The sequence below is a fragment of the Burkholderia sp. Bp8992 genome (assembly GCF_003853705.1).
Taxonomy (GTDB): Bacteria; Pseudomonadota; Gammaproteobacteria; order Burkholderiales; family Burkholderiaceae; genus Burkholderia.
In genome coordinates, this window is sequence record NZ_QTQI01000004.1 from 49,343 (window position 1) to 71,146 (window position 21,804).

20 protein-coding genes, 3 tRNA genes, 2 pseudogenes and 1 riboswitch are annotated in these 21,804 nt (G+C 65.8%); of the genes and pseudogenes, 15 read left to right on the plus strand and 10 right to left on the minus strand.

Annotation, left to right across the window (positions count from 1 at the left end; all coding sequences use genetic code 11):
• The first annotated feature begins 8 nt into the window (after positions 1-8).
• The 3 genes from DIE03_RS07360 (at position 9) to DIE03_RS07375 (ending at position 2,602) form a co-directional block, all read left to right on the plus strand.
• Positions 9-356, plus strand: a complete 348-nt coding sequence (locus tag DIE03_RS07360) for a hypothetical protein (protein WP_124448942.1) — start codon at positions 9-11, stop codon at positions 354-356.
• The gene (gene guaD / locus DIE03_RS07365; RefSeq protein WP_124448944.1) at positions 353-1,672 is read left to right on the plus strand and encodes a guanine deaminase; all 1,320 of its coding nucleotides are present in this window, start codon (positions 353-355) and stop codon (positions 1,670-1,672) included. Before DIE03_RS07360 ends, guaD begins: the two co-directional genes overlap by 4 nt.
• Positions 1,673-1,813: 141 nt before the next feature.
• Positions 1,814-1,951, plus strand: a riboswitch (yybP-ykoY riboswitch).
• A gap of 78 nt (positions 1,952-2,029) precedes the next feature.
• Entirely contained in the window at positions 2,030-2,602 is a 573-nt protein-coding gene (locus DIE03_RS07375; protein WP_124448946.1) for a TMEM165/GDT1 family protein, read from the plus strand.
• A 52-nt stretch (positions 2,603-2,654) separates the two neighbouring features.
• Here DIE03_RS07375 and DIE03_RS07380 read toward each other — a convergent pair whose 3' ends face one another.
• A complete protein-coding gene (locus DIE03_RS07380) occupies positions 2,655-3,356 on the minus strand; it encodes a DUF4136 domain-containing protein (RefSeq protein ID WP_124448948.1) in 702 nt (233 codons plus the stop codon).
• 187 nt (positions 3,357-3,543) lie between these two features.
• On the opposite strand from DIE03_RS07380, the gene pepN reads away from it, so the two are divergent.
• The 6 genes and pseudogenes from pepN (at position 3,544) to DIE03_RS07405 (ending at position 9,063) form a co-directional block, all read left to right on the plus strand.
• Positions 3,544-6,237: an aminopeptidase N gene (gene pepN / locus DIE03_RS07385; RefSeq protein WP_124448950.1), complete on the plus strand. Its 2,694-nt coding sequence runs from the start codon at positions 3,544-3,546 to the stop codon at positions 6,235-6,237.
• 279 nt (positions 6,238-6,516) lie between these two features.
• Positions 6,517-7,530, plus strand: coding sequence for a class 1 fructose-bisphosphatase (locus tag DIE03_RS07390; protein WP_050011574.1), 1,014 nt, complete (start codon positions 6,517-6,519; stop codon positions 7,528-7,530).
• A gap of 205 nt (positions 7,531-7,735) precedes the next feature.
• Positions 7,736-7,811: transfer RNA gene (locus tag DIE03_RS07395), tRNA-Thr, on the plus strand.
• A 184-nt stretch (positions 7,812-7,995) separates the two neighbouring features.
• Positions 7,996-8,281 (plus strand): annotated as a pseudogene (locus DIE03_RS07400) (FAD-dependent monooxygenase); the annotation flags it as partial.
• A 101-nt stretch (positions 8,282-8,382) separates the two neighbouring features.
• On the plus strand, positions 8,383-8,553 hold the full coding sequence (locus tag DIE03_RS38175; protein ID WP_185658124.1) for a hypothetical protein: 171 nt from the start codon (positions 8,383-8,385) through the stop codon (positions 8,551-8,553).
• 255 nt (positions 8,554-8,808) lie between these two features.
• Positions 8,809-9,063: a GlsB/YeaQ/YmgE family stress response membrane protein gene (locus DIE03_RS07405; protein ID WP_034187394.1), complete on the plus strand. Its 255-nt coding sequence runs from the start codon at positions 8,809-8,811 to the stop codon at positions 9,061-9,063.
• A 79-nt stretch (positions 9,064-9,142) separates the two neighbouring features.
• Here DIE03_RS07405 and DIE03_RS07410 read toward each other — a convergent pair.
• From DIE03_RS07410 to DIE03_RS07420, 3 genes and pseudogenes are all read right to left on the minus strand, one after another.
• Positions 9,143-9,382 (minus strand): annotated as a pseudogene (locus tag DIE03_RS07410) (TlpA family protein disulfide reductase); the annotation flags it as partial.
• 35 nt (positions 9,383-9,417) lie between these two features.
• Positions 9,418-11,781, minus strand: coding sequence for a TonB-dependent receptor (locus DIE03_RS07415; RefSeq protein ID WP_124448952.1), 2,364 nt, complete (start codon positions 11,779-11,781; stop codon positions 9,418-9,420).
• 127 nt (positions 11,782-11,908) lie between these two features.
• A complete protein-coding gene (locus tag DIE03_RS07420) occupies positions 11,909-12,298 on the minus strand; it encodes a DUF2946 domain-containing protein (RefSeq protein ID WP_124448954.1) in 390 nt (129 codons plus the stop codon).
• Between the two features lie 198 nt (positions 12,299-12,496).
• Between DIE03_RS07420 and DIE03_RS38180 the strand changes: the two genes are divergently transcribed.
• Together DIE03_RS38180 and DIE03_RS07425 are read left to right on the plus strand one after the other, a co-directional pair.
• On the plus strand, positions 12,497-12,643 hold the full coding sequence (locus DIE03_RS38180) for a hypothetical protein (protein WP_009690993.1): 147 nt from the start codon (positions 12,497-12,499) through the stop codon (positions 12,641-12,643).
• 223 nt (positions 12,644-12,866) lie between these two features.
• Entirely contained in the window at positions 12,867-13,460 is a 594-nt protein-coding gene (locus tag DIE03_RS07425) for a chorismate mutase (RefSeq protein ID WP_124448956.1), read from the plus strand.
• Positions 13,461-13,484: 24 nt separating this feature from the next.
• Here DIE03_RS07425 and DIE03_RS07430 read toward each other — a convergent pair whose 3' ends face one another.
• Together DIE03_RS07430 and DIE03_RS07435 are read right to left on the minus strand one after the other, a co-directional pair.
• Positions 13,485-14,612, minus strand: coding sequence for an exonuclease domain-containing protein (locus DIE03_RS07430; protein WP_124448958.1), 1,128 nt, complete (start codon positions 14,610-14,612; stop codon positions 13,485-13,487).
• A gap of 141 nt (positions 14,613-14,753) precedes the next feature.
• Positions 14,754-14,957 (minus strand): cold-shock protein, encoded by a 204-nt coding sequence (locus tag DIE03_RS07435; RefSeq protein WP_011351289.1) that lies wholly within the window; start codon positions 14,955-14,957, stop codon positions 14,754-14,756.
• 393 nt (positions 14,958-15,350) lie between these two features.
• Between DIE03_RS07435 and DIE03_RS07440 the strand changes: the two genes are divergently transcribed.
• Positions 15,351-15,617: a hypothetical protein gene (locus tag DIE03_RS07440; protein WP_124448960.1), complete on the plus strand. Its 267-nt coding sequence runs from the start codon at positions 15,351-15,353 to the stop codon at positions 15,615-15,617.
• Between the two features lie 493 nt (positions 15,618-16,110).
• Positions 16,111-17,262, plus strand: coding sequence for a porin (locus DIE03_RS07445; RefSeq protein WP_124448962.1), 1,152 nt, complete (start codon positions 16,111-16,113; stop codon positions 17,260-17,262).
• Between the two features lie 95 nt (positions 17,263-17,357).
• Here the strand turns inward: DIE03_RS07445 and greB are convergent, their stop codons facing one another.
• Positions 17,358-17,921 carry a transcription elongation factor GreB gene (greB, locus tag DIE03_RS07450; RefSeq protein WP_124448964.1) on the minus strand — a complete coding sequence of 188 codons (564 nt, stop codon included), beginning with the start codon at positions 17,919-17,921 and terminating at the stop codon, positions 17,358-17,360.
• Between the two features lie 129 nt (positions 17,922-18,050).
• Here greB and DIE03_RS07455 point away from each other — a divergent pair.
• Together DIE03_RS07455 and DIE03_RS07460 are read left to right on the plus strand one after the other, a co-directional pair.
• Positions 18,051-18,127, plus strand: a tRNA-Arg gene (locus tag DIE03_RS07455).
• A 67-nt stretch (positions 18,128-18,194) separates the two neighbouring features.
• Positions 18,195-18,271 (plus strand) — tRNA-Arg (locus tag DIE03_RS07460).
• A 151-nt stretch (positions 18,272-18,422) separates the two neighbouring features.
• Here DIE03_RS07460 and DIE03_RS07465 read toward each other — a convergent pair.
• From DIE03_RS07465 to gmk, 3 genes are all read right to left on the minus strand, one after another.
• Positions 18,423-20,789 (minus strand): bifunctional (p)ppGpp synthetase/guanosine-3',5'-bis(diphosphate) 3'-pyrophosphohydrolase, encoded by a 2,367-nt coding sequence (locus DIE03_RS07465; RefSeq protein WP_124448966.1) that lies wholly within the window; start codon positions 20,787-20,789, stop codon positions 18,423-18,425.
• Positions 20,790-20,852: 63 nt separating this feature from the next.
• On the minus strand, positions 20,853-21,056 hold the full coding sequence (gene rpoZ, locus DIE03_RS07470; protein WP_006025620.1) for a DNA-directed RNA polymerase subunit omega: 204 nt from the start codon (positions 21,054-21,056) through the stop codon (positions 20,853-20,855).
• A 58-nt stretch (positions 21,057-21,114) separates the two neighbouring features.
• Positions 21,115-21,798 carry a guanylate kinase gene (gmk, locus tag DIE03_RS07475; protein WP_124448968.1) on the minus strand — a complete coding sequence of 228 codons (684 nt, stop codon included), beginning with the start codon at positions 21,796-21,798 and terminating at the stop codon, positions 21,115-21,117.
• Positions 21,799-21,804 lie beyond the last annotated feature (6 nt).

A 21,804-nucleotide genomic window follows, 5' to 3' on the forward strand; every position in this document is an offset into this window, starting at 1 on the left:
CTAGACAGATGAGACACGGCAACGGCATCCGCCTCGCGACCAGCGGCTCGGCCTCGCGCCGGGCCGGTCGCGGGCGTGCGCGCGTGGCGACGGCGCAGCCGGTCGTCGCCCGCTCGTGCCTGCCGTCGCGACGTGCCGTTCCGTTCGCCGCCGCATCGGTCGCGAGCACAGCGGCTGCGAGGTCCGCCGGCGACCACTGGCTGGCGGCTTCGGCCGCCACCTTCGCCCGCGCAATCGCCTCCGGCCGTGCCGCACGCCGCGTGCCGCCGCCGCTCGCGAAGCACCGTCCCGCCCCCGTGCGGCGTCGATCGCTTTCTTCTGTTCGCCTTACCTTGATGCAGGACCATTCGTCATGACGCAAACCGCTTTCCATTCCCAGCTGCTGACCTTCAACGGCGACCCGGCGCAATCGAGCCAGGCCGCGAACTACGAGACCGACGGCCTCCTGATCGTCGCCGACGGCAAGGTCGTCGCGGCCGGCCCGTATGTGCAACTCGCGGCGACGCTCGCGCGCGACGCGGTCGTCCACGACCTGCGCGACAAGCTGATCGTGCCCGGCTTCATCGACACGCACATCCACTACCCGCAGACGGACATGATCGCGTCGCCGGCGCCGGGCCTGCTGCCGTGGCTCGACAAGTACACGTTCCCGACCGAGCGCCAGTTCGGCGATCCCGAGCATGCGCGCGAAGTCGCCGATTTCTTCGTCGACGAACTGCTCGCGTGCGGCACGACGAGCGCGCTCGTCTACTGCACGGTGCACAAGCAGTCGGCCGATGCGCTGTTCGCGGCGAGCGACGCGCGCGACCTGCGGATGATCGCGGGCAAGGTGCTGATGGACCGCAACTGCCCCGAGTTCCTGCGCGACACCGCGCAATCGGGTTACGACGACAGCGCCGAGCTGATCGACCGCTGGCATGGCAAGGGCCGCCAGATGTATGCGCTCACGCCGCGCTTCGCGCCGACGTCGACCGAGGCGCAGCTCGAGGCGTGCGGCGAGCTCGCACGCCGCCATCCGGACGTGTTCGTGCAGAGCCACGTCGCGGAAAACGTCGACGAGGTGAAATGGGTGGCCGAGCTGTTCCCCGGCCATCGCAGCTATCTCGACATCTACGACCGCTACGGGCTGCTGCGTCCGCGCGCGGTGTACGGCCACTGCATCCACCTCGACGACGAGGACCGCCGCCGGATGGCCGAGACGCGCACCGTCGTCGCGCACTGCCCGACGTCGAACTTCTTCCTCGGCAGCGGGCTGTTCGACTTCGACAAGGCCGGCGAACACGATGTGCCGGTCACGCTCGCGACCGACGTCGGCGGCGGCACGTCGTTCTCGATGCTGCAGACGATGAACGAGGCGCACAAGGTCGCGCGGCTGTCGGGCCACCACCTGACCGCGACGCGGATGTTCTGGCTCGCGACGGCCGGCGCCGCGCAGGCGCTCGACCTCGCCGACACGGTCGGCACGCTCCGGCCGCGCACCGAAGCCGACTTCGTCGTGCTCGACCCGCAGGCCACGCCGCTGCTCGCGCGCCGCACGAAGCGCGCCGATTCGCTCGAGGAACTGCTGTTCGCGTTCGCACTGCTCGGCGACGACCGCGCGGTGTACCGCACCTATGCAGCCGGCGAACTCGTGCACGAACGCGGCGCCGCCCGCCGCCCGGCCGCCGCTTGACCGTCACGGCAACGCTCCGTCGGAACGCAGCCCCGGCAGGCGCGGCACATTCGCCGCCGCGCCCGTCGGGCAGCCGCACGCCGATCGGGCCCCGACACCCTGCCCGACCGCTTTCCGGCACGCAATGCGCCGTGCTAGAATTCGCCGCTCATTGGGGAGTAGCCGCTCCGCTCGATGTCCCGCGCCCCCGGCGCGCATCGTGACGGAGGCGTCCGTCAACAGACTTGGCCGTTCGGCCATGGCGGACGCAGCCACGTTGGCCTGGCGAGACCGATGGTTCACAGTGCGCCGCATCAGGGCCCGGCGCGCGGTGGATCGTCGCTCGCACGCACAACATCGGCCCGTGGAACCCCATTCGTGTCCCAAGCCTTCCTGATCTCCACCGGCGCCGTCGCCCTCGCTGAAATCGGCGACAAGACCCAACTGCTTTCCCTCGTCCTGGCCGCGCGCTATCGCAAGCCGGTGCCGATCATTCTCGGCGTGCTCGTCGCGACGCTCGTGAACCACGGTTTCGCCGGCGCACTCGGCGAATGGCTCGGCGCGCTCGTCACGCCGTCGATCATGCGCTGGGCGCTCGCGTTCTCGTTCATCGCGATGGGGCTGTGGATCCTCGTGCCCGACAAGCTCGACGCCGACGAAGCGAACGCCACCCGTTCGCGGCTCGGCGTGTTCGGTGCGACGCTCGTCGCGTTCTTCCTCGCGGAAATGGGCGACAAGACGCAGATCGCGACCGTCGCGCTGGCCGCGCGCTTCGAGGATTACATCGGCGTCGTGGCCGGCACGACGTTCGGGATGATGCTCGCGAACGTGCCTGCGATCCTGCTCGGCGACCGCTTCGCGCACCGCCTGCCGACCAAGCTGGTGCACGGGATCGCGGCCGTGCTGTTCGTCGTGCTCGGCGCGCTGGCGCTGCTGGGCGTCGGGGTCTGACGGAAGGGAAAGGCCGGCGCGGCCGGGCAGCCGCGCCGTGATGGCGACTGCGTTACTTCACGACGGCCGCGCCCGAAGTCGGCGCAGCCGGCACCGCGCGCTCGTTGGCGGCCGGCGCCGCCGGCCCGCCGCGCTTGTCGACCGGCAGCCGGACCGAGCGGACCGCACCGTTCGACAGCGGGAAATCGGCGAGCGCGCTGCGCGCGAGGAACGGCATCGCGTACAGCAGCGTGCCGTTGTCGCCGGTCGTGCGCGCGGACACGTTGTACACCTCCTTGCCCGTCGCGCGCTCGGTGATACGGATGCCGAGCGTGTAGTCGAACACCTGGTACGTCTGTGCGACATAGCCGGCCGGCATCGGCCCCCAGGGGCCCCACGGACCCCACGGCCCGCGCCGCCAGTATGGCCCCGGCCCGACGAACCAGGGATCGTAGTAGACGGGCTGCGGCACCGTCACGAGATCGCTGCCGACTGAATAGGTCAGCCCGACAAGATAGCGTGCCTGCGACGGCGGCACCTGCCGGAACGCATAGGCGGACAACTCGTTCGCGACGATCGGCTCGTAGGTCGACTGCTCGATGCTGTTCTTCTGCGCATCGGTGCGCGTGAACGCATAGGTGCGTGTCGCGTCGCTGCCGCTCCAGTCGGAGAAGGCCGTGACCTGGGTCGTCACATAGCTGGTGCAGCCCGTCAGCAGCGCCACGCACAGCGCCGCCGCCCAGCCCGCACCGCGAAAAATCCATTCGCGTTTCATGTTGATCCTCGTCGATCCGTCACCCGTTCGTCGCACCGCGCGAACCGTAACGGGATGCCGATAATACGCGGACTGCCGAAAACGGTAAAAAGTTCGCCCGGCACGCAGCCGCAAGCCTTTGTACAATGGCCCGGTTCGCCAGGCCCGTCTTGCGGGCCCGTCCCCCACTCCACCGATCTCGACGACCATGTCCGACAACGCCTCTTCCACCGTGATCCGCCGCGCCGACTACACGCCGCCGGCCTTCCTCATCGATTCCGTCGCACTCGAATTCGATCTCGCGCCGGCCCGCACGATCGTCAGGAATACGATGCGCGTGCGCCGCAATCCGGACGCCGCGCCCGCGCCGCACCTGGAGCTGATGGGCGAAGCGCTCGAATTCGTCGGCGCCTGGCTGGACGGCGCGCCGCACGGCGCCGTGCGCGCGCACGAGCACGGGCTGACGGTCGAGAACGTGCCCGACACGTTCGAGCTGACGCTCGAAAGCGCGTGCGCACCCGACCAGAATACGACGCTGTCGGGCCTCTACGTGTCGAGCGGCAACTTCTTCACGCAGTGCGAAGCCGAAGGCTTTCGCCGCATCACCTATTTCCTCGACCGCCCCGACGTGATGGCTTCGTACATCGTCACGCTGCGTGCCGACAAGGCCGCGTACCCGGTGCTGCTGTCGAACGGCAATCTCGTCGACTCGGGCGACCTGCCCGACGGCCGCCACTTCGCGAAGTGGGAAGACCCGTTCCGCAAGCCGAGCTACCTGTTCGCGCTGGTCGCCGGCAAGCTCGTCGCGATCGAGGAGACGATCACGACCGGCTCGGGCAAGGAAAAGCTGTTGCAGGTCTGGGTCGAGCCGGCCGATCTCGACAAGACGCGCCACGCGATGGATTCGCTGATCCACTCGATCCGCTGGGACGAAAAGCGCTTCGGCCTCGAGCTCGATCTCGACCGTTTCATGATCGTCGCGGTCGGCGACTTCAACATGGGCGCGATGGAGAACAAGGGGCTCAACATCTTCAACACGAAGTACGTGCTGGCGAACCCCGAGACCGCGACCGACACCGATTTCGCGAACATCGAATCGGTGGTCGGCCACGAATATTTCCACAACTGGACCGGCAACCGCGTCACCTGCCGTGACTGGTTCCAGCTGAGCCTGAAGGAAGGCCTGACGGTGTTCCGCGACCAGGAGTTCTCGGCCGACATGGCCGCGGGCGACGACGTCGAATCGGCGGCCCGCGCGGTCAAGCGCATCGAGGACGTGCGCGTGCTGCGCCAGTTGCAGTTCGCCGAGGATGCGGGCCCGATGGCGCACCCGGTGCGCCCGGAAAGCTATGTCGAGATCAACAACTTCTACACGATGACCGTCTACGAGAAAGGCTCGGAAGTCGTGCGGATGTACCAGACGCTGTTCGGCCGCGACGGCTTCCGCAAGGGGATGGACCTGTACTTCAAGCGTCACGACGGGCAGGCCGTGACCTGCGACGACTTCCGTCACGCAATGGCCGACGCGAACGGGCGCGACCTCGCGCAGTTCGAGCGCTGGTACAGCCAGGCCGGCACGCCGCGCGTGTCGGTGCGCACCGCGTACGACGCGGCCGCGCGCCGCTATACGGTCACGCTCGCGCAGGGCTACGGCGACGCGTCGCCGGCCGCGCGCGACACGCAGCAGGGGCCGCTGCTGATTCCGTTCGCGATCGGCCTGATCGGCCGCGACGGCCGCGACCTGCCGCTGCGTCTCGACGGCGAAGCCGCCGCATCGGGCACGACGCGCGTGCTCGACTTCACCGACACCGAGCAGACCTTCACGTTCGTCGACGTGCCGGAAGCGCCGCTGCCGTCGCTGCTGCGCAATTTCTCGTCGCCGGTGATCGTCGAGTACGACTACAGCGACGACGATCTCGCGTTCCTGCTCGCGCACGACAGCGATCCGTTCAACCGCTGGGAGGCCGGCCAGCGCCTCGCGACGCGCGCGCTGCTGACGCTCGCCTCGCGCGCCGCCGCGAACGAACCGCTCACGCTCGGCGAGAACTTCGTCGCCGCGTTCCGCCGCGTGCTGACCGATGAAAGCCTGTCACCCGCGTTCCGCGAACTCGCGCTGACGCTGCCGTCGGAAACCTATCTCGCCGACCAGATGGCCGAAGCCGATCCGGCCGCCGTGCATCGTGCGCGCCAGTTCGTGCGCCGCCAGCTCGCGACCGCGCTGCGCGCCGAATGGCTCGCCGCGTACGAACAGCACCAGACGCCCGGCGCCTACGAACCGACGCCGGAGGCCTCGGGCCGCCGTGCGCTGAAGAACCTCGCGCTCGCATATCTCGCCGAACTCGACGAGCCGGCCGATGCCGTGCGCCTCGCGACCGCGCAATACGACGCGGCGAACAACATGACCGATCGCGCGGCCGCGCTCGGCGCGCTGCTCTCTGCCGCCGCCGCGGGCGCGAACGAGCCGGCCGAGCAGGCGCTCGCCGACTTCTACCGTCGTTTCGAGAAGGAAGCGCTCGTGATCGACAAGTGGTTCGCGATGCAGGCGGCGCAACGCGGTACGGCCGCGCAGCCGACGCTCGCGAAGGTGCGCAGGCTGCTCGCGCATCCGGCGTTCAACCTGAAGAACCCGAACCGCGCACGCTCGCTGATCTTCAGCTTCTGTGCAGCCAACCCCGCGCAATTCCACGCGGCGGACGGGTCGGGCTACGCGTTCTGGGCCGAGCAGGTGCTCGCGCTCGACGCGATCAACCCGCAGGTCGCCGCACGCCTCGCGCGCTCGCTCGAACTGTGGCGGCGCTTCACGCCGGCGCTGCGCGACCGGATGCGCGACGCGCTCGAGCAGGTCGCGGCCGGCGCGAAGTCGCGCGACGTGCGCGAGATCGTCGAGAAGGCGCTCGCGTAACGCCGTCGCCCGCGTCGCATTCATGCGATGAAGCCGGTGCCGCCTGACGCGGCGCCGGCTTTTTTATTGCACGGGCGCGGCAGGAATCGAGCGTAATGACGGGGTCCGACCGCGCAACTTGCCGCCGCGGCGATACGCGCCGCGCCCGCCTGCGCCGCGGGAAACCGGGGCGGCTCGCCCGCCCGGCGATGTAACCGGACGAAAAAAGCCGGCGGCGCGGGAGGCGCGACGGGTAAAATTGCGGCCATTCAAGGATTCTTTGGCCTTTCGGAGTCTGTCATGTCCATTGCCCGCCGCACCACGCTGTCGAAGTTCCTGATCGAACAGCAACGTGAGACCAACAACCTCCCCGCCGACCTGCGCCTGCTGATCGAAGTCGTCGCACGCGCGTGCAAGGCGATCAGCTACAACGTGTCGAAGGGCGCGCTCGGCGAAGCGCTCGGCACCGCCGGCAGCGAGAACGTCCAGGGCGAAGTGCAGAAGAAGCTCGACATCCTGTCGAACGAGATCCTGCTCGACGCGAACGAATGGGGCGGCAACCTCGCCGCGATGGCATCGGAAGAAATGGAAACGTTCTTCCCGATCCCGGCGAACTACCCGCGCGGCGAATACCTGCTCGTGTTCGATCCGCTCGACGGCTCGTCAAACATCGACGTGAACGTGTCGATCGGCACGATCTTCTCGGTGCTGCGCTGCCCGGACGGCAAGCAGGCCACCGAAGAATCGTTCCTGCAGCCCGGCACGGAGCAGGTCGCCGCGGGTTATGCCGTGTACGGCCCGCAGACGGTGTTCGTGCTGACGACCGGCAACGGCGTGAACTGCTTCACGCTCGACCGCGAAGTCGGCTCGTGGGTGCTCACGCAGAGCAACATGCAGATCCCGGCCGACACGCGCGAATACGCGATCAACGCATCGAACGCGCGCCACTGGTACGACCCGGTCAAGCGCTACGTCGACGAACTGAATGCCGGCAAGGACGGCCCGCGCGGCGACAACTTCAACATGCGCTGGATCGCATCGATGGTCGCCGACGTGCACCGGATCCTGAACCGCGGCGGCATCTTCATGTACCCGGCCGACAAGCGCACGCCCGATCGTCCGGGCAAGCTGCGCCTGATGTACGAAGCGAATCCGATGTCGTTCATCGTCGAACAGGCAGGCGGTGCCGCGACGACGGGCACGCAGCGCATCATGGAAGTGCAGCCGACGGGCCTGCACCAGCGCGTGCCTGTGTTCCTTGGCTCGAAGAACGAAGTCGAGCGCGTCACCGGCTATCACGACGAAGCAAAATAATTGCACTGCAGCACTAGACGGAGGTGCGATGCGCAAGTACAATCGCGCCTCTTGATGTGGCCCTGACCGGTCGCATCACAGTGAAGTGAAAGCGGGAAGTCCGCCGGATCGAGGGTTTCGCGAAGCAGCAGCAGCAAGCTGAAAAAAGTTCGCAAAACCTATTGCCAAGATCTCGGATTTCACCATATAATTTCATTTCTCTGCTGCCGGTGTAGCTCAGTTGGTAGAGCAGCGCATTCGTAATGCGAAGGTCGTAGGTTCGACTCCTATCTCCGGCACCAAGACATAAAGGTCTGACAAGCATCGCTTGTCAGACCTTTTCTCTTTTCCGGCGCCGAAATCGCGCGCACATCCCTTCGCCGCTTCGCCTCCGCTTGCGGGCCTCCCCGGACTTATGTGCCACGTGCCGCCGATTACGATCGCCGGACCACTCCGCCCTCTTCCTCGCATCATGCGCACCTGGCGATCTGGATCACGATCCACAAGGCCTACGCACTGACGCTCGAACGCTACGCACCCCCGTGCCGATCGTCGGCGTGCGCGGCCGAATTCGGGCATCGACGATGCCGACAACATCGCGTGGAAACTCGCGTACGTGATCCGCGGCATCGCGTCGGACGCCCTGCTCGACAGCGCCTCGGACGAACGCGTGTTCGCGACGCACGAGAACCTGCGCCATGGCACGAAGAGCACCGAGTTCACGGCGCCGTCGTCGTTTGCATTCGAACTGATGCGCAAGGCCGTGCTCACCCAACGCCTGCAGGATACGCACGTCAACCGAAACCGATCTTCAGGAACCCGCATGACGACGGACCCGAACGCGACCTGCTCTACACCGCCCCGTGCCGCGCGATGACCGGGATAGGCGAAGCCGATGCGTCGCTCTTTCTCGCCCGCTTCGTACTCCTGTCGATCGAGGCGATCGGCCAATCCGCGACCGTCGCGAGGCTGATCGCCGAGGCAGGCGAAGGGTTGCCCAATACGAATGTGCCTGCGGCGACGCGCGAACGGCAAGACGACTGACCGGCCGGGCCCACCTCCACCTCACCCTTACATATTCATTTCGACACACATCGTCCGCGCACGAACCGCGCCGTAGGCAGACGAATTCCCTGGAAAAACCGCATGAGGGTGCATAACATTACTTAACGATCCTGACCCGCCTATCGCGTTACATTGCGTGGGCGGCGCGGCGGGTCGCATGCCGCTTTCACCCAGCTTGCGGCGCACGACAGCCGGCGTCCGGTCATTTCGACTCAACCCAAGGAGAGGACCACCATGACTCATGGCTTGATTATGTGGCTCATCATCGGCGCGATTGCCGGCTGGCTTGCCGGCCTGCTCGTGAAAGGCGGCGGCTTCGGGCTGATCGTCGACATCATCGTCGGGATCGTCGGCGCGGTGATCGGCGGCTGGCTCGCCGGGGTACTCGGCATCAGCGTCGGCAGCGGCTTCATCGGTTCGGTGATCGTCGCCGTCGTCGGTGCGGTGATCCTGCTGTTCGTGATCCGGCTATTCAAGCGAGCGGCCTGACGCTTCTCTCCACGCGCCTTCGGGCGCGTTTTCGCATCAGGCCGGCGCGCGGCCCGTTCGCCGCGCGCCACTCGCTCGTTCAACGCTTCGCGTGCTGCAAGCAGCCCTCGAGCACGTCGTTCGCCAGCAACCCGCTGCGCGCCTCGCGTGCGCCATCGCGCCCGATCCACACGGCGCGCGGCATTCCCCCTCTCCGTCCCGCTTCCAGCGGCGCACGCAAACGTCCGGGCACCGGCTCCGCGTTCGCGACCTGCGCGACCTGCTGATCAGCGGCGCTCGCCGCGTCGTGCGTGTCATGCGCATCGGCCGCCAACGACGCCGCGAGCCAGGGCGCACCGCCTGCCGCGAACGACTTCACAGCGACCATTTCAGTTCCCCATAGAAAGTACGGCCCGGATACGGGTGGAACACGTAGTAGCGGCGGTCGGTCAGGTTGTCGATGCCGAGCGATGCGGTCCAGTGACGATCGACGCGATAGCGCGCCTTCAGGTCGACGACCGTGAACGAGCTCGTGCCGCCGTATACGTCCGGATTCACGTCGCTGTTGTCGAGCGTGTTGAACTGCCGGCCCGAGTAGCGCACGCCGACACTCGCGAGCCAGTGCTCGTCGAAGCGATACGACGCGAGCAGGTTCGCGCGCACGCGCGGAATCCGAGGGAAGCGCGAGCCGACGTAGGCCGAATTCGCGGCATCGGCAAGGATCTGCGCGTTGCTGGCCGACACGTTCGCGTCGATCGCGAGCCCCCTCAGCCCGACGTTCTCGCCGCTGAACGCGAGTTCGACGCCCCGGACGCGCACGCGATCGACGTTCGAGACATTGGTGACGGTCGTCGCACCCGACACCGTTGTCTGGCTATAGATCGAATCGCGCAGGTCGCTCTGGAACACGCTCGCGCGCACGACGCCGGCGCCGACGTCGCGCTCGGCCGTGAAGTCCCAATCGATCGCCTTTTCCGGCCGCAGGTTCGGGTTGTTGTTGACGATCGCATTGTTCGAGATCGTGCCCTGGAACAGCTCGCCAACCGTCGGAAACCGCGTGCCGGTCGCGAACGACAGCCGGAAGCGCCACACGTCCGTCGCGTCCCATTGCAGCGCGACCTTCGGCGACAGCGCGTTCGCGCTGCGGTCCGCATAGCCGAGCGTGCCGCTCGCGTTGCCGAGCGCGCCGCCGTATGCATCCCAGCGCTCGTAGCGCAATCCGAGCGTCGCGAGCCAGCCCGGCGCGAAGCGCCACGCGTCCTGCCCGAACAGCGCCTGCGTGCGCGTGTCGCCGCGATAGCGGCTCGCGAGCGACGTGATCGGCCCGGCCAGCCAGTCGGCCGTGTTGTACGTGACGTTGCGCAGGAAGTAGTTGTCGTAGTGATAGCCGAACGTGAACGTGTGGCCTTTCACTTCCGGCGCCTCGGCCTTCAGGTCGAGCGTGCGCCAGCCGGTGCCGTCGCCCTGGAACAGCGTGCCCGCGCCGCCCTGCACGGTCGATGCCGCGCGCAGCACGTCCCGCGACACGTCGTACGCGGACACGACGCCCGACAGCCGCCAGCCCGAATCGAGCCGGCCGTTCAGGCCGAGCGCGTACAGCCAGTTTTCCTGGTCGCCACGCTGCGGCGCGAACGCGTTCGGCGCGACGGTCAGGTTCCGGCCGCCGATCGACACGTTGCCGCCGTAGACCGCGTTGCCCGTCGCGTCGCGCAGGAAGGTTTCGCCGTGCTGCCGGTAATGGTTCTCCCAATGCCCGAGCGTGAGCGTCGCGTCGACGCGATCGGTGAACGCGTAGCCCATCCGCACCGTCTCGTTCAGCTGCTCGGTCCGCTCGATCGTCTGCGCGCCGACGATCGTCCGCGGCTTGCCGTTGGGCCCGATGTCGGTCGCGGCGCCCGTCACGGGCACGGCGGCGCCCAGCTTCGGGTTGTAGGCCGAATTGGGGCTCGCATACTGCATCGGCTGGCTGTCGTTCTCCAGCCGGTCGAGCGACAGCGCGAACCAGAACCGGCCGACGCGGTTGGCGATCCGCGCGGTCTGGTGATTGCCGCCGAAGCTGTCCGCGAACCCGTAGCCGTCGTGGTAGCGCTGCGTGAAGAATTGCGTCGACAGTGATGCCTCGAGCTTGTCCGGGCGACGCGTCGTGAGCAGCACCGTCGAGCCGATCGAGTTGCCGGGATACAGCGCGGAAAAGGGGCCATAAAGCACGTCGACGCGCGCGATGTCGTCGGGCGGAATCAGCGACCAGCGCGGCGGATACGCATAGCTCGACCCGAGCAGGTTCGACAGCAGCACGCCGTCGGCATAGACGAGCCCGCGCGCGCTCTGCAGCTCGTTGAAGTCGCGGCCCGCGAACACGCTGTTGCGGTCGCCGATGTAGCGCTTGCGGACCATCAGGTTCGGCACGTACTTCAGCGCGTCCTCGGTGGTGACGTTGGTGTGCGACTCGATCTGCTCGCGCGTGATCGACGTGACGACGGCCGGCGTATCCGGATCGACCGGTTGCCGCTGGGCGGTCACGCTGACGGTCGCCAGCGTGTCGCCGGCCCGTTGCTGCGGCACGGCGGCGACCGACGAAGCCGGCACGGCGGAACTGGCTGGGTGTTCGACGCCGCCGCGGACGGAATCGGCGTGCGCATCGTTCGTCGATGCGGCGTGCGCGGCGGGCCATGCAAAAGCGGCCGCGCATGCGAGCGCGAGCCGGCCGCGCGGCAGCCGCGCGACGTGGATAGAAGCCATGAGTGAATTCCTGAAAACGCGATCGGACGCCGCCGGGCACGCGCACGCGTACCGCGCACGCATGGCGCGGCACGCGGACCGGGCCGCGGGCGGCACGCGCGCCACCGGGGCGCGCGAACGACATCAATCAGATCGGGAGGTTTTCAGGCGGGGCGCGCGGCTGCGCGAGACGGATGCCCTTGCGGGGAAAATCGGGAACGGCCGGCACGGCCACGCGATACGCGAACGTCCGCACGAAGCCCGGCATGTCGGGCAGGCGCGTGCCGAGCGCGAGGTTCGCCGCAAAGCCCGGGCAGTACACGCAGTGGGGCACGCCGGCATGGTCGAACGACGATGTGTCGCGACTGTCGCCCGCTTCGGCGAGCACGACCTGGCGCGCGCCCGCTGCACTGCACAATTCGAGCGTGAGCGCGCCGGACCCGCTCGACGCAAGACGCGCATAGCCGACGACGGGCGACAGTACGTTCAGTACCAACGCCAGCCATGCGAGGCCGATCCATCGCGTCGTTCGTCTCATCGCGGTCCAGGAAAAAGTGCGCGCAAGTATAACAAGCGGCCCGATCGTTGCCGATTGCGCAGGATGCAATAGCGGCCATCACACCTCGCGTCGCAGCGCATGTGCCGTTAATACAACAGAGACAAAATCTAACGATTCGCCGCTGGCATAAATCGAAGCACGAGGTTGATAATCATCGAACCTGCTGGAGAAATGACCATGGACGAAAGACCCACTCGCATGCCACCGCCCGAGCAAGTGATGAGCCCGGATCCGGAACCCGTCGGCGTGGAATTCCTCGCCGAATTGCCCGAGCACGTGCGGGCATTCTTCGACGAGCAGCACAAGCTGTACTCGCCGAAGTGAACGCCTGTCCGGTTCTGTAACCGCCACGTGTCGATCATCGCCATCGTGCGGTTCATCGCTGCGCATCGCGCGCAATTCGCCTCGCACCCGGGCCGCAACAGCCTGACGGTGCCGGATCGGCTCGCCTGCTGATTCTCCTGTCGCGGCGCTGCGCCGCGCGACTGTCTTCGTCTATCCTTCTGGTTTTCCACGTCCGGCCCGCCCGGCTCTCCCGATCATTCCGATGAAGCAAGCCATTCGTGCCAGCGTTGCAGTCGCCGCGCTCGGTGTCGCCCTTTTTGCGCCTCCCCGCATCGCGCGTGCCGACGGCGACGACACCGCGCTCACCAACATCGTCGCGCTCGCATCGCAGCGCCTCGCGCTCGCCGAACCGGTCGCGCGCTGGAAATGGGCGAATCACAAGGCGATCGAGGACCAGCCGCGCGAAGCGGCCCTGCTCGCCTCGGTCGAAAAGCGCGCGGCACAGGCCGGCGTCGATCCTGCGTTCGCACGGACGTTCTTCGAAGATCAGATCGTCGCGAGCAAGGACGTGCAGAACGCACTGTTCGCGACCTGGCGCGCGACGCAGCCGCCCGAGGGCACGCCGCCCGACCTCGCGACCAGCACGCGCCCGGCACTCGACCGGCTGACGCAGAAAATGCTCGCGGGCCTCGCACAGGTCGAACCGCTGCGCAATGCGCCCGATTGCCAGGCGCGCCTCGCGCGCAGCATCGCGAACTGGAAAACGCTGACGCGCTACGACTCGAAGCAGACGCAGGCACTCGACACCGCGCTGTCGCACGTCTGCTCGGCCGGCGGCGCAAGCGCAATCAGCTGACGCCGCGGGCGCCGCGCGGCCGCCTCAACCTGCCGGCGTGAGCGCGACGAGCGGAATCAGTTGCAGCCCGCGCGCGAGATGCGTCTGCAGCAGGCGATGGGTGAAGGGTTCGAACGTGCCGTCCGCCGCCTCGGCGACGAGCCGCGCGGCCGCATCGAGCGATTCGGCCGCGCCGAGGTAACGCCAGCCGTCGATCACATGAAACAGGCGGCGGCCGCCGCTCGCCTCGAACGCAACGGCGCCGTCGAACGGCCAGGGCGCACTGCCGCCACGGACGTTATCGGCCGCGGGGCGCCGGTTGTACGACGGCCGCAGTTGCGCAATCCATTGCCCTTCCGCCAACATCGCACCCAGTTCATTACCGGTCTCGCGCCATTCGACGCGCCGCACCTGCTGCGCCAGCCGCATCTCCTTCGACGAACGGCGCTCGCCGGTCAGCAGCGCGCGCAACCGCTGCCGCACCCGCACGCTGCGGCCCACGTACAGCGGAGCGTCCGCTTCCCCGAACAACGCATAGGCGCCGCACCCGGCAGGCGCGGTGTCGAGCCACGCCTCGGTCAGATCGCCGCCCAGGCGATAGTGGCGCGTCGTGTGCGCGATCTGGTCGCGCAACCGCTCGAGCGGGACGATGTCGTGCAACTGGCGCCAGAACTGCCACAGGAGATCGGCATCGGCCAGCGCGCGGTGGCGCGCAGCCGGAACGAGCCCGTGCCGCTCGATCAACGCGTCGAGCCCGTGCCGCGATTCGCGCGGAAACAGCGCGCGTGACAGCCGGACCGTACACAGCACATCGGGATTGAACGCCAGGCCGGCGCGCTCGAATTCGGCACGCAGGAAACCGCGATCGAAGCTCGCGTTGTGCGCGACGAACAACTTGCCGTCGAGCCGCTCGAACAGCGCCGGCGCGAGCGATGCGAACGACGGCGCGTCGCGCACCATGGCGTCCGAAATGCCCGTCAGTTGCTGGATGAACGGCGGAATCGCCTGCCCCGGATTGACGAGGCTCGTCCATGTCGACACGCCGAGCGGGCCGATTTCGACCACGCCGACTTCGGTGATGCGGTGCTCGGCGGGCGAGCCGCCGGTGGTTTCAAGGTCGACGAAGACGAGCGGTTGTTCGCCGGCGGGATCGGACGAGCGGGAATCGGACATGAAAAGACAGGAAAACGATGCTTCCGTGAGTATGCACCGGCAAGCATGGTCGCGGCCAGCGCGGACCGGTGCGTTCCGCCCCCGTAAAACAAAAAGCCCCCGCGATGCGGGGGCCGGACGTGATCGGCAATGCGTGGCGCGTCAGACCGCCTGGATATTCGCTGCCTGCTTGCCTTTCGGCCCGACTTTGACGTCGAACGAAACACGCTGGTTTTCCTTCAGCGTCTTGAAGCCGTCCATCTTGATTTCGGAAAAGTGCGCAAACAAATCTTCACCACCATTGTCCGACGTAATAAAGCCGAAACCTTTAGCATCGTTAAACCATTTCACGATACCGGTATCCATGTCTTCGTTCCCCACTCAATTAGATCAAAAAAGCTATTTTTATAGCCGTTTCCCGAAATCCCGAAACATTGCGCCAGCACCCACACCAGCACGCCGCCCGAGGACGGAGTGCTGACTTTATAAATTGGACAATCCGGGTGCGTCAAGAAAATTTTTGGCAGTTGTTTTATCAAAAAAGCGCTAATACCACTGGAATCGGTACACCATCGCCTTTGATTAATTGATTCGCATCAAAAACCTGTCAATATTACCGGGATCGGATCAAATATAATCGCGACGATGAAATTCCTACCGGGGACAAATCAGCCCGGTAAATTCCTCGGGTTTTTTCCGGGTTGCAGAAATCCGGGGACGTTGAGATGCTGACGTAACGCCGAAAGGAAGGAGAAGGTCATGTGGCTGGACGGAATCAAGCGCTTCGCGAGCCGGCTCGGACGCGTACGTCGCAAGTCCCGCGCCCTGGCCGAGTCTGCGCGCGAAGCGCCTTGCGATACCGAATTCGATACGACCTGGCACGGCGACCACTGGCAGAACCTGCTGGCATCGCCGCTGGATGCCCGTCACTACGTGATGGAAGACTGGACCTACACGCCGCCACCGACCGATACCGAGGAAGCCGCGCCTGCGGCCAAGCGCAAGCGGCGCTCGTACGCGCAGTAGCCACGGACCGGCAGGGCAAAAAAAAGCGCGACTGGGAAGTCGCGCCGACAAAGGTTTGGAGATCTTTTCCGTCAACGAAAAAGTCTGCTTCGGAAAGCAGAGATCGCAGTATAACGAGAGAACTACCTTTCATTAGTCATGCTCCACACAAACCTCTATTGCCGATGTGTCAATAATCGCGCATGACGTCTCCCGCCGACCGTTGATTACCTGTCGCGATTGCGCAACGCCCGTTACGTAGTCCTGAGCACCATTTTTCTTCGCTGCACCGCCGCAAACCCTTGATGGGCGTTCGTTTGCGCGCATTCGCCGATCTTTGCGGATTCCAAAATACATTATTGCTTAAAGCGCCGCCCTCGCCCGCTTCGCACACTCCGTACACTGCAGATGGCTTTCTGACAAGCGCACCGCCGCTCTGCCGATCACGGCGCATGCAAAACAGCCCGGCCCGGCAGCAGGTTCGATCGACATCATCCTGTTTGGAGACAGATCCATGAAAAAAACCCTGATCGTCACCGCGTTGTCGGGTGTATTCGTTACCGCCGCACACGCGCAAAGCAGCGTGACGCTATACGGCCTGATCGACGCAGGCATCACCTATACGAACAACCAGGGTGGCCACAGCTCATGGTCCGAACGCAGCGGCCAGATCAATGGCAGCCGCTGGGGCCTGCGTGGCACGGAAGATCTCGGCGGCGGCCTGAAAGCGATCTTCGTGCTGGAAAACGGCTTCAACATCGCCAACGGCACGCTCGGCCAGAATGGCCGCGAATTCGGCCGCCAGGCGTTCGTCGGCCTGTCGCAAGACCAGTTCGGCTCCGTCACCCTCGGTCGCCAATACGATAGCGTCGTCGACTACATCGGGCCGCTGTCGCTGACCGGTACACAGTTCGGCGGCACCCAGTTTGCCCACCCGTTCGACAACGACAACCTGAACAATTCGTTCCGGATCAATAACTCCGTCAAGTACACGAGCGTCAATTTCGGCGGCCTGAAGTTCGGCGCGTTGTACGGTTTCTCGAACAGCAACCAGTTCTCGAACAATCGCGCATACAGCGCGGGCGTGTCGTACACCTACGCCGGCTTCAATATCGGCGCCGGCTACCTGCAGTTGAACAACGACATCTCGGGCCTCACGTCGGCTGCGGTCACCAACAGCGGCGGCGCGGTGGCAGGCGACAATACGTTCGTCGGCAAGCGCCAGCGCGTGTTCGGCGGCGGCCTGAACTACACCTTCGGTCCGGCAACGGCCGGCTTCGTGTTCACACAATCGCGCGTGAACCGGGCGCTCGGCATCTCTGCGGGCGCCTCGGGCGTGTCGAACGGCCTGAGCCTCGACGGCACGTTCGCCCGCTTCAACAACTACGAAGTGAACGCGCGCTACGCGCTCACGCCGGCCTTGTCGCTGGCCGGTTCGTACACGTACACCGCCGGCTTCCTGGACGGCCGTCATCCGGGCTGGAACCAGTTCAACCTGCAGACCGACTATGCACTGTCCAAACGGACCGACGTGTACGTGCAAGGCGTGTATCAGCGAGTCAGCACGGACGGCCTCGGCATCGGCGCCTATGTCAACGGCCTCGGCGGCGCTTCGTCGACCAACAAGCAGATCGCGGTCACGGCCGGCCTGCGTCATCGCTTCTGAGCGGCCGGCCACGCCGCCGTACGCCGGAAGAAAAAAGGAAGAAAAAAGCGCCCCACCGGGGCGCTTTTTCTTTACCGCACGGGGCTGGCCGTCGATCAGGCGTCGCCGCGCGCCGGATAGCGGACGTCGAGTATGTCGATCGGCTGCGGGCCGGCCGGCGTCATCAGCGTGACGGTATCGCCGATCTTCGCCTTGATCAGCGCACGCGCGACCGGCGAAATCCAGCTGACGCAGCCGCGGTCGAGATCGACCTCGTCGATCCCGACGATCGTGATCGTGTGATCGACGCCGTCGGGCGTCTCGTAATCGACCGTTGCGCCGAAGAACACCTGGTCGACATTCTCCTGCCGGCTCGCATCGACGACCTCCGCGAGATCGAGCCGCTTCGTCAGGAAGCGGATACGGCGGTCGATCTCGCGCAGCCGCCGCTTGCCGTAGATGTAGTCGCCGTTCTCCGACCGGTCGCCGTTCGACGCGGCCCACGACACGAGCCGCACGACCTCGGGACGCTCGACGTCGATCAGGCTCAGCAGCTCGTCCCTCAGCCGCTTGTGGCCGGCCGGCGTGATGTAGTTCTTCGCGCCCGCCGGAATCGCGGGTTGAGCCTGGTCGAGATCGTCGTCGTCACCGTCCGACTCTTTGACAAACGCCTTGTTCATGATGCAGATTCAACATGGATGACTGATGCTCCAAGGGTACACGAAGGGCGCCCCGGCAAGGTCATGGCACCTAATTTGCGAATAAGGCTTCCCTTTTTATACAACCCTGCTATACTTCCGCTTCTGCGTGCGGCTGTAGCTCAGTTGGATAGAGTACTTGGCTACGAACCAAGGGGTCGTGGGTTCGAATCCTGCCAGCCGCGCCACTTTTTCGAGGGCCTTCCCAACCGAAGGCCCTTTCAGTTCAAAGCAGTAGAAGTCTTGTTGTTGCGTGCGGCTGTAGCTCAGTTGGATAGAGTACTTGGCTACGAACCAAGGGGTCGTGGGTTCGAATCCTGCCAGCCGCGCCACCTTAAAAGGGCTTTCCTCCGGGAAAGCCCTTTTTCTTTTCCGCATCCCCCTCTTCTCGCGTGCGCCATCGCCGGCCTGGCCGCAGCATCAATGAAAACGGCGGCCGCTGGCCGCCGTCTGTCGATCGATCGCCCGCGCGCTGCAGGCGCGTCAGTAATCCTGCCGTTCGCGCTCGATACGCATGCCACCGTCGTGGCGCGCATGCACACCGTCGTCGGTCGAGCGCTCGCGCATGATCCGCATCACATCCGGATTGGTACGTACGCGCCGCATCACGTTCGCGAGATGCACGCGGTCGCTGACCTGGATCACGAAGCGCAGCACCGTCGATTCATGCGTCAGATCCTCGTCCATCGCGATATGCACGATGTTCGCGTCGGCCGACGTGATGTCCGCCGCGACACGCGCGAAGATGCCCTTCGTATTCTTCACGAGCACCTTCACCGCGACATCGAACAGGCGCCCCGGCTGCGGCGCCCATTCGACATCGATCCAGCGGCCCGGATCGCGCCGATGGATACGCTGCGCGACACGGCAATCGGTCGTATGAATCGCCATCCCCAGGCCGATGCCGATGTAACCCATGATGGCGTCGCCCGGAATCGGCCGGCAGCACGCCGACAACTGCACGGACATCCCCTCGGTGCCGGTGATCACCACCGGCGGCGCATGATGCGCGGGGTGCCGCTCGGACTTCGGCAGGTCGTCGTCCGCGTCGCGGCCGCTCATCAGCACCTCGATGCGCTTCGCCATCACCGCGGCGACGCGGCGGCCGAGACCGATGTCCGCGAAAATTTCCTGACGGCTCTTGTTGCCCGTCCACTGCACGAGCTTTTCCCACACTTCCGGCTCGACGTCGGCCAGCGCGAGGCCATAGCCCTTCAGGCTCTGGTCGACGAGCCGCTCGCCCAGCTGCACGGACTCGTTCAGGCGCATCGTCTTCAGGTAGTGGCGGATCGCCGAACGCGCCTTGCCGGTGCGCACGAAGCCGAGCCACGCGGGGTTCGGCTTCGAATACGGCGCGGTGATCACCTCGACGATGTCGCCGCTCTTCAACTCGGTGCGCAGCGGCAGCAATTCGTTGTTGATCTTCACGGCCACGCACTGGTTGCCGAGATCGCTGTGGATCGAATACGCGAAATCGAGCGCCGTCGCGCCGCGCGGCAGCGCCATGATCTTCGACTTCGGCGTGAACACGTAGACCGCGTCGGGAAACAGGTCGATCTTCACGTGCTCGAGGAATTCGCTCGAATCGCCGGCTTCGCTCTGGATGTCGAGCAGCGACTTCAGCCATTGGTGCGCGCGCTTCTGCACGTCGCTGAGATCGGCGCTGCCGTTCTTGTACAGCCAGTGCGCGGCGACCCCTGCCTCGGCGATCTCGTGCATCTTGCGCGTGCGCACCTGGAACTCGATCGGCGCGCCGAACGGGCCGACGAGCGTCGTGTGCAGCGACTGATAGCCGTTGATCTTCGGGATCGCGATGTAGTCCTTGAACTTGCCAGGCACGGGCTTGTACAGCGCATGCAATGCGCCGATGCACGTATAGCAGTCGAGCGGGCTGTCGACGACGACGCGGAAACCGTACACGTCGAGCACCTGCGAGAACGACAGCTGCTTGTCGCGCATCTTGCGGTAGACGCTGTAGATGGTTTTCTCGCGACCGGTGATCTCGGCGTCGATCTTCGCGTCGGCCATCGCGCGCTGCGCGGCCTCGAGGATCTTGCTGATCACTTCGCGGCGGTTGCCGCGCGCGGCCTTCACGGCCTTCTCGAGCGTCGCGTAGCGATGCGGGTTGAAGTTCGCGAAGCTCATGTCCTGCAGCTCGCGATACGTGTTGTTCAACCCGAGCCGGTGCGCGATCGGCGCGTAGATGTCGAGCGTTTCGCGCGCGACGCGGCGGCGCTTTTCCATCGGCACCGCGCCGAGCGTGCGCATGTTGTGCAGGCGGTCGGCGAGCTTGACGAGAATGACGCGCACGTCGCGTGCCATCGCGAGCAGCATCTTGCGGAAGTTTTCCGCCTGCGCTTCCTCGCGGCTGCGGAATTCCATCTTGTCGAGCTTCGACAGGCCGTCGACCAGTTCGGCGACCTTCGGGCCGAACCGCTCGGCCAACTCGTTCTTGGTCACGCCCTGGTCTTCCATCACGTCGTGCAGCAAAGCGGCCATCACGGCCTGCGCGTCGAGCTTCCAGCCGGCGCAGATTTCCGCGACGGCAACGGGATGGGTGATGTAGGGCTCGCCGCTCTGGCGATATTGACCGAGGTGGGCTTCGTCGCTGAAGTGGAACGCCGCCTTGACCTCTTTGATTTCGTCCGGGGCGAGATAGTCGGCAAGCACGGCCGTCAGTTTCGCGATCGAAACGACGCCGTGCTTGCGCGGCTGCTCCGGCGTGGCGGTCGGCCCGAACAGATGCCGGAAGGACTGTTCGAGGACCGCGTCGATGTACTGGCGCGCAGGCGACTGGGCCGTGGCTTCGGTGGTCGAATCCGCGGAGGCGGACGATGGGGTGGTGCTCATATTCGCCTCCAGGTCGAGTCGTTGCGCGCGTGGATTACATGGCTGGAACGGGCCGGATGCGCGTTACACCGGCACCTTCTTCAGCATCTCGACGCCGACCTGGCCGGCAGCGATTTCGCGCAGCGCGACGACGGTCGGCTTGTCGCGGCTTTCGATCTTCGGCGTATGGCCTTGCGCGAGCTGCCGCGCGCGGTAGGTGGCGGCGAGCGCCAGTTCGAAGCGATTCGGGATTTGCTTCAGGCAGTCTTCGACGGTAATGCGAGCCATGTTGGTAATTCCTTCTGAATATAGTCCTTATTCTACCTTATGTCCCTCGTCCCCCGCGTCATTCCGCGTGGGGCAGATGGATGCCGAGCTCGATGAACAACTCCGTGTGTCGAGCGTACTGCGAAGCAAAGCGCAGGCGCGTCGCAGCGACGATGCATTCGAGTTCCGCGAGCGCTCGCTCGAAATTCTCGTTGATCACCACGTATTCCGCTTCCGACGCGTGCGCGATCTCGCTGCCGGCGGCCAGCAGGCGCCGCGTGATCACGTTCGGTTCATCCTGGCCGCGCTTCTTCAGACGCTCCTCGAGCGCATCGAGCGACGGCGGCAGGATGAAGATGCCGACCGCGTTGCGGAACTGCTTCTTCACCTGCAGCGCGCCCTGCCAGTCGATCTCGAGCAGCACGTCATGGCCGTTCTTCATCTGCTCTTCGATCCAGACGCGCGACGTGCCGTAGTAATTGCCGTGCACTTCCGCGCTCTCGAGGAATTCGTGCGCCGCGTGACGCGTGCGGAAATCCTCGACGGTCGTGAAGTGGTAGTGCCGGCCGTCCTGTTCGCCCGGGCGCGGCTTGCGCGTCGTGTACGAGATCGACAGGCAGATGTCGCTGTCCTTCGACAGCAGCGCATTCACGAGCGTCGACTTGCCCGCGCCCGACGGCGCGACGACCATGAACAGGTTGCCGGGATAGACGCCGCCATGCAGCGAATGCGACGCGTGGACGTCGCGATGAGAGTCCGTCATGTTGCT

Bases quoted from the DNA above. Each gene is read 5' to 3' on its own strand.
- DIE03_RS07360 (WP_124448942.1), top strand. From the start codon at position 9: ATGAGACACGGCAACGGCATCCGCCTCGCGACCAGCGGCTCGGCCTCG.
- guaD (WP_124448944.1), top strand. From the start codon at position 353: ATGACGCAAACCGCTTTCCATTCCCAGCTGCTGACCTTCAACGGCGAC.
- DIE03_RS07380 (WP_124448948.1), bottom strand. From the start codon at position 3,356: ATGAAACGCGAATGGATTTTTCGCGGTGCGGGCTGGGCGGCGGCGCTG.
- pepN (WP_124448950.1), top strand. From the start codon at position 3,544: ATGTCCGACAACGCCTCTTCCACCGTGATCCGCCGCGCCGACTACACG.
- DIE03_RS07390 (WP_050011574.1), top strand. From the start codon at position 6,517: ATGTCCATTGCCCGCCGCACCACGCTGTCGAAGTTCCTGATCGAACAG.
- DIE03_RS38175 (WP_185658124.1), top strand. From the start codon at position 8,383: ATGACCGGGATAGGCGAAGCCGATGCGTCGCTCTTTCTCGCCCGCTTC.
- DIE03_RS07405 (WP_034187394.1), top strand. From the start codon at position 8,809: ATGACTCATGGCTTGATTATGTGGCTCATCATCGGCGCGATTGCCGGC.
- DIE03_RS07415 (WP_124448952.1), bottom strand. From the start codon at position 11,781: ATGGCTTCTATCCACGTCGCGCGGCTGCCGCGCGGCCGGCTCGCGCTC.
- DIE03_RS07420 (WP_124448954.1), bottom strand. From the start codon at position 12,298: ATGAGACGAACGACGCGATGGATCGGCCTCGCATGGCTGGCGTTGGTA.
- DIE03_RS38180 (WP_009690993.1), top strand. From the start codon at position 12,497: ATGGACGAAAGACCCACTCGCATGCCACCGCCCGAGCAAGTGATGAGC.
- DIE03_RS07425 (WP_124448956.1), top strand. From the start codon at position 12,867: ATGAAGCAAGCCATTCGTGCCAGCGTTGCAGTCGCCGCGCTCGGTGTC.
- DIE03_RS07430 (WP_124448958.1), bottom strand. From the start codon at position 14,612: ATGTCCGATTCCCGCTCGTCCGATCCCGCCGGCGAACAACCGCTCGTC.
- DIE03_RS07435 (WP_011351289.1), bottom strand. From the start codon at position 14,957: ATGGATACCGGTATCGTGAAATGGTTTAACGATGCTAAAGGTTTCGGC.
- DIE03_RS07440 (WP_124448960.1), top strand. From the start codon at position 15,351: ATGTGGCTGGACGGAATCAAGCGCTTCGCGAGCCGGCTCGGACGCGTA.
- DIE03_RS07445 (WP_124448962.1), top strand. From the start codon at position 16,111: ATGAAAAAAACCCTGATCGTCACCGCGTTGTCGGGTGTATTCGTTACC.
- greB (WP_124448964.1), bottom strand. From the start codon at position 17,921: ATGAACAAGGCGTTTGTCAAAGAGTCGGACGGTGACGACGACGATCTC.
- DIE03_RS07465 (WP_124448966.1), bottom strand. From the start codon at position 20,789: ATGAGCACCACCCCATCGTCCGCCTCCGCGGATTCGACCACCGAAGCC.
- rpoZ (WP_006025620.1), bottom strand. From the start codon at position 21,056: ATGGCTCGCATTACCGTCGAAGACTGCCTGAAGCAAATCCCGAATCGC.
- gmk (WP_124448968.1), bottom strand. From the start codon at position 21,798: ATGACGGACTCTCATCGCGACGTCCACGCGTCGCATTCGCTGCATGGC.